The 5,310-nt window shown below is 66.9% G+C and carries 3 protein-coding genes; 2 read left to right on the top strand and 1 reads right to left on the bottom strand.

Annotated elements, in window-relative coordinates:
* On the top strand, positions 1-1,170 hold a 1,170-nt coding region (locus RMO18_RS18995), incomplete at its 5' end, for an NAD(P)/FAD-dependent oxidoreductase (RefSeq protein WP_309668051.1).
* Between the two features lie 92 nt (positions 1,171-1,262).
* Positions 1,263-3,971 carry a DUF2339 domain-containing protein gene (locus tag RMO18_RS19000; protein WP_309668053.1) on the top strand — a complete coding sequence of 903 codons (2,709 nt, stop codon included), beginning with the start codon at positions 1,263-1,265 and terminating at the stop codon, positions 3,969-3,971.
* Here the strand turns inward: RMO18_RS19000 and RMO18_RS19005 are convergent.
* Positions 3,961-5,166 carry an FAD-dependent monooxygenase gene (locus RMO18_RS19005; protein WP_309668055.1) on the bottom strand — a complete coding sequence of 402 codons (1,206 nt, stop codon included), beginning with the start codon at positions 5,164-5,166 and terminating at the stop codon, positions 3,961-3,963. The two genes, RMO18_RS19000 and RMO18_RS19005, sit on opposite strands and share 11 nt — an antisense overlap.
* Positions 5,167-5,310 lie beyond the last annotated feature (144 nt).

Below are 5,310 nucleotides of genomic sequence, written 5' to 3' on the forward strand. Positions count from 1 at the left end.
CAGGTCCGCGCCGTTGCCGCCTTTGCCGGGCGCAACAAGCTGCCGCTGACACTGATCGACCCTGCAACCGACGAGGCCCTCGCGCTGGGCAAGACCTGTGCCTTTACCCCCGGTCAGACCCCCATCGTGATCTTTGGCGCAGGCGAGGTGCTGGACGCCTGCACCCCCCTTGCCATAGCCGAACGCATCGGCATCGCCTTCACCCCCACTGACACCACCTTTGACGTGGTCATCGTCGGTGGCGGGCCATCCGGCGTCTCGGCGGCGGTCTATGCGGGTGCCGAGGGGTTGTCTGCCCTTGTCGTCGAAGACCTCGCGATCGGCGGGCAGGCTGGCACTTCCAGCCGAATCGAGAATTACATGGGCTTTCCCACCGGTATTTCCGGCGCAGACCTCTGCTTTCGCGGCGAAGTGCAGGCGATGAAATTCGGCACCCGCTTTGCCATTCCGCACCGGGTATCGGCGCTTGACCGCGAGGGGGCTGACTGGTGCCTGACGCTGGACAACGGCGCACGGGTTCTGGCGCGGTCGGTCATCGTGGCCACCGGCGTGCAATACCGGCGCATGCCACTTGACCGGCTTGAGGAGTTCGAAGGCGCGGGCATCTACTATGCCGCCACCGAGATTGAGGCGCGCTATTGCCGCAATACCGAAGTCGTGGTGATTGGCGGTGGCAATTCGGCCGGGCAGGCGGCGATGTTCCTTAGCCGCAGTACCAAGCACGTCCATGTGCTGGTGCGCGGCGCGTCGCTGGCCGACAGCATGTCTGCCTATCTGGTGGACCGCCTGATGCAAACTCCGAACATCACGATCCACTATCAGACCCAGCTCACCGCCCTTTCCGGTGCCTCATCGCTGCAATCCGTCACCATCCACAGCGGCGTTGACGGGCAGGATTGGGTGCTGAACGCACGCGCCGTATTCGTGATGGTGGGGGCGGCGCCGAACACCGGCTGGTTGAATGGCCGTATCGCGGTGGACAGGCAAGGCTATGTGCTGACCGGGTCCGATGCCGGGCCAGAGGCCGCAGCGCAGGGCCGCTATGCCACATCCTGCACCGGCATCTATGCTGTGGGCGATGTGCGGGCCGGGTCGGTCAAACGCGTCGCCTCAGGCGTGGGCGAAGGCTCGGTGGTGATCTCCGAGGTCTGGCGGTATCTCAATCCCTAGCGCAAAACCGGACCCTCGCCCCATAACTTCGCGGTTGAAGCCTTCGGCATCTAGCCTAAGGTACCGTGGCAGATGGGCGAGGGGGCGGGAAAATGCTTGGGTTCGGCGTGCTTATCGGCCTGGTCATTCTGGCAGTCCCGGTTCTGATCATTGTGCTGCTGGTCGGGCAGTCCAAGTTGAAGGAACGGATCGAGCGTCTGGAGTACAAGCTGCAAGACCTGCAGCTGGAAAAACCGCACGCGCAACCTGTCCCGCGCGCAGCCCCGCCCAGCTCCGAACCAGTGCCCGAACCAGTGGCGCCAGCCGCAGAACCAATCGCGCCAGTCCTCGCATCGCGGCTGCCGTCAGCTGATCCAGTGACCAGCGCTCTGCCGCCGTCCGTGAACCAGAACCAACCGCTGGTCATGCGGCCAGATCGCGTCGCGGCCCTGCTGGAATGGGTCCGCGTCAACTGGGTCTATGTGATCTCGGCGGTGTCGCTGGCCTTTGCGGGCATTTTCTTTGTGCAATACGGAATGGAACGTGGCTTGTTGCCGCCCGGCCTGCGGGTGCTGGCTGCGATGGCCTTCGGTGCCGCCCTGATCGGCGCAGGCGAATGGCTGCGCCGCCGTCACGGCGACGAGGGGCAGACCTCGACCGTGCATCTGCCGTCGGTGTTTTCAGGTGCGGGGCTGGTGTCGATCTTTGCCGCCATCCTTGCCGCGCGCCAGCTTTACGGGCTGATCGGGCCGGAAGTGGCCTTCGCGGGCCACCTGTTGGCCGCGATCCTTGCGGTGGTGCTGGGTTGGTTCTATGGCCCGCTTCTGGTGGCAGTGGGCCTGATCGGCGCGGCGCTGTCGCCGTTCATCGTGTCTGGCGGGGCGACGGCGGGGGCATGGCTTTATGCCTATTTCGCGCTGATCGCGGCCGTGGGTCTGGCAGTGGATTCGTGGCGGCGCTGGGCCTGGGTATCGGTGCTGGCGCTGGTGCTGGGTTACGCTGGTGTTGTGCTGGTAAACTTTGGCGGTGCCGGTCTGCCCGGTCTGATCGCTGCATTGCTGGCGCTGGTGGCCTTGGCGCTGACCATCCCCGTGCGCCGGCTGCTTCCCGATCACGCGGGCAACACGGTGTCGCAGAACCTGTTTTCGTCGCGGCCGTCTGATTGGCCCAGCTTTCCCACGCGTCTTGCTGTCGGGACGGTCGTTGCGTCCAGTGTCGGACTTGGCCTTGTCGCCATGCAGGTCCATGCCGACGCCATGCTGGGCTTCTGGGCGCTGACCATCCTCGCCTTGGCATTGCTGCTTTGGGCCGCCGGGGCCGAGGCGCTGCGCGATGCCGGATTTGTCCCCAGTGCCGCGCTGTTGGCGGCACTGTTCGTACAACCCTCCAGTTATCCGTCGCTCGCAACCGGCTTTGCCGCCCAGTCGATTGCATCCCGCGCGCCAGATTTGTCAGCGCCGCTGACCGTAACCCTGCTGCTGGGCATGGCGGGGCTGATCAGCGCCGCCTTTGCCTTCGCCTCGTTCCGGCCCGGTGTCTTTGCCCGCGTGTACGCCCTGGCGGCAGTGCTGATGGCCCCCCTCGCGGCGGCGGTGTTCGAGCTGTTGTGGCATCCCGCGCCGGTCCTCGGTGCCTTCCCATGGGCGCTGCACATCATGGCGGTTGCCGCCGGTATGGTGGCCCTGGCGACAGCCTATGCCCGCCGCGATGGGGCAGACCATAACCGCATGGCCTATGCCACGCTGTCCGCCCTTGCGCTGATCGCCCTCGCTCTGTTCGTGGTGCTGACCGACACCGCGTTGACCTTGTCTTTGGCGGCTTTGGTGGTGGTGGCCGCGGCGCTGGATCGCCGCTTTCGCCTGCCCGAGATGGGGATATTCATGCAGATAGCACTGGCTGTGACCAGCTATCGGTTGCTGGTGGATCCCGGTCTGGACTGGGCGCTTCGGGCCGATCTGGGCACGGTGATGCTTGCCTTCGTGGCCAGCATTGTGGCTTGTCTTGCGGCCCTGTGGCTGTTGGCGCCGATGGCGCGAGATCAGGTGAAATCGGTGCTGGAATCCGCAGCCGTTGCCCTGATGGCGATCCTCGCCAATGTGCTGATCACCCGTTGGCTGACACCCGCTGGCATGCCGCCGCACACCGCGACCCATTGGGGTGCCACGCTGAACGCGATGCCCTGGCTGGTGCTGATGCTGGTCCAGGCCTACCGGGCACGGCTGGGCTGCGCGTTGCAACGCCTGCGCCAGATTCTGGCCTCGGCGGCAGGCGTGCTTGCGGCGCTTGGCTTGGCAACGGCGGCAGTCCTGTTCAACCCGCTGTTTGGCGGGGCCTATGACGAACTGGCCCGCGTCATCGGCCCGCCCATTCTGGACAGTTTGGCGCTGGCCTATGCCATCCCGGCTGTGATCCTGCTGCTGGCGGGCTGGAAGCTGCCGGGCCTTGCGGTCTGGGCGCGGACACTGTTCCTTGCGGTAGGGGCAGCGCTGCTATTGCTCTACACCGGGCTCGAGATCCGGCGGCTGTGGCAGGGCGACTGGCTTGGCGCGCCCGTGGTGCTGCAGGGCGAGCTTTACAGCTATACCATCGCGATGATGCTGATCGGGGCGGGCCTGCTGTACCAAGCCATCGCCCGGCCGTCGGACCTGTTGCGCCGCATGGGCATGGCGGTCATCGCGGCAACGGTAGTCAAGGTGTTCTTCTGGGACGCCGCTGGCCTGACCGGCCTCACGCGCGTGGCCAGTTTCGCAGGCCTTGGCCTTGCGCTTGCCGGGCTTGCCTGGCTGAACCGCTGGGCCGGGCAGCGCGCGATCAAGGGCTGACGGATCGCGCGTCCGGCGGGAAAGCCACCCCCGCCAGCGGCGCAATCAGATCCCCAGCGACCAGCCGCGTCAGAATTCGCGGCACCGGCGGGATGCGCGACACCGGCATCAGCACCCGGTCGCGGATCACCGGCAACCACCGGCTGTGCGATTGGTACTGCGGCGTGAAGGCCGCGCTGAACGCCTGATACAGCCGCACATGCCAGCGCCGCGCACGGGCATATCGCGCACCCACATCGTCGCCGAAAGCCACGGCCTCTGCCAGTGCCAGTGCATCCAGCAGCGCCATATTCGCGCCTTGCCCCAGTTGCGGCGACGCGCGATGCGCCGCATCGCCAATATGCACCAGCCGCTCACCCCAAGGCCGCGCCAAGGTGCCGTGGCTATAGCGCGCGGGCGTCATATCCGCAGGGCTGCGAATGTCGGTCAGAAACGGCGCGATCTCGGGCCAAAGGGCCAGCACCTCGGCCTTCCAGGCGTCAATATCGACCGCAGCCCACCTGTCCAGCGCCGCCACCGGCAGCGACCAGAACACCGCCGCAAGATCCGGGCCACCCGCCACCCTCTGGCCCAACGGCAGTACCCCCACCATATGGCTTGCCCGCAGATAGCGTTGCTGCAGTTCGGTGGCGCTGAACCCGGTATCGGCAGGCCACGCCACGGTGCCCCAGACCGCGCCGAACGGCAGCATCCGTGCGGTCAGCGGCGACAGCGGCGAACGCACGCCCCCCGCATCCACCACCAGATCGAACGGCCCCAGACTGCCGGTTCTGGTGGTCAGCCCACGCCCGCCCTGCATCAGCGGTGCGGCCAGAACCTCGATCCGGGGAATGATGCGTGCGCCCGCCGCCACCGCCGCAGCATGCAGCGCCTGAAACAGCGCCGCGCGATGGATGGCCAGCCCATGCCGCCCGCCTCCGGGCCGGTCATAGGCCACCGACAGCACGGTGCGCCCCCGCTCCACCTCGATCCCCGACATCCGCTGGATCCGGGCGCCAAGCCCGCTGACATCAGCGCCCGCCACTTGCAGAACCGCCTGACCGACCGGCTGGATCACCAGCCCCGATCCCACCGGACGCGGCGCATCGAACCGGTCAAACACTTGAACGTCATGCCCCGCCCGCGCCAGCAGCGCCGCGGCCGCCAGCCCGCCGATCCCGGCCCCCACGATGGCGATTGTCTGCGGTTTGCCCATTGCGCTCCTTGCTAACGGCTGGGCTTGCTTTCGGCAACTGCGCCCCTTTACCGCCCCACGCCCCGCGCCTATAACCCCCGCATGTTGAACGGGCTGATCTCGCGTCGAATTACCGGCCCGGCGGGCTGATTCCAGCCGCCGGGA

The organism is Tabrizicola sp. (assembly GCF_031377265.1).
In the GTDB taxonomy this organism is placed as follows: Bacteria; Pseudomonadota; Alphaproteobacteria; order Rhodobacterales; family Rhodobacteraceae; genus JAUYQR01.

Coding starts and splice junctions, on each gene's coding strand:
- RMO18_RS19005 (WP_309668055.1), bottom strand. CDS start 5,166: ATGGGCAAACCGCAGACAATCGCCATCGTGGGGGCCGGGATCGGCGGG.
- RMO18_RS19000 (WP_309668053.1), top strand. CDS start 1,263: ATGCTTGGGTTCGGCGTGCTTATCGGCCTGGTCATTCTGGCAGTCCCG.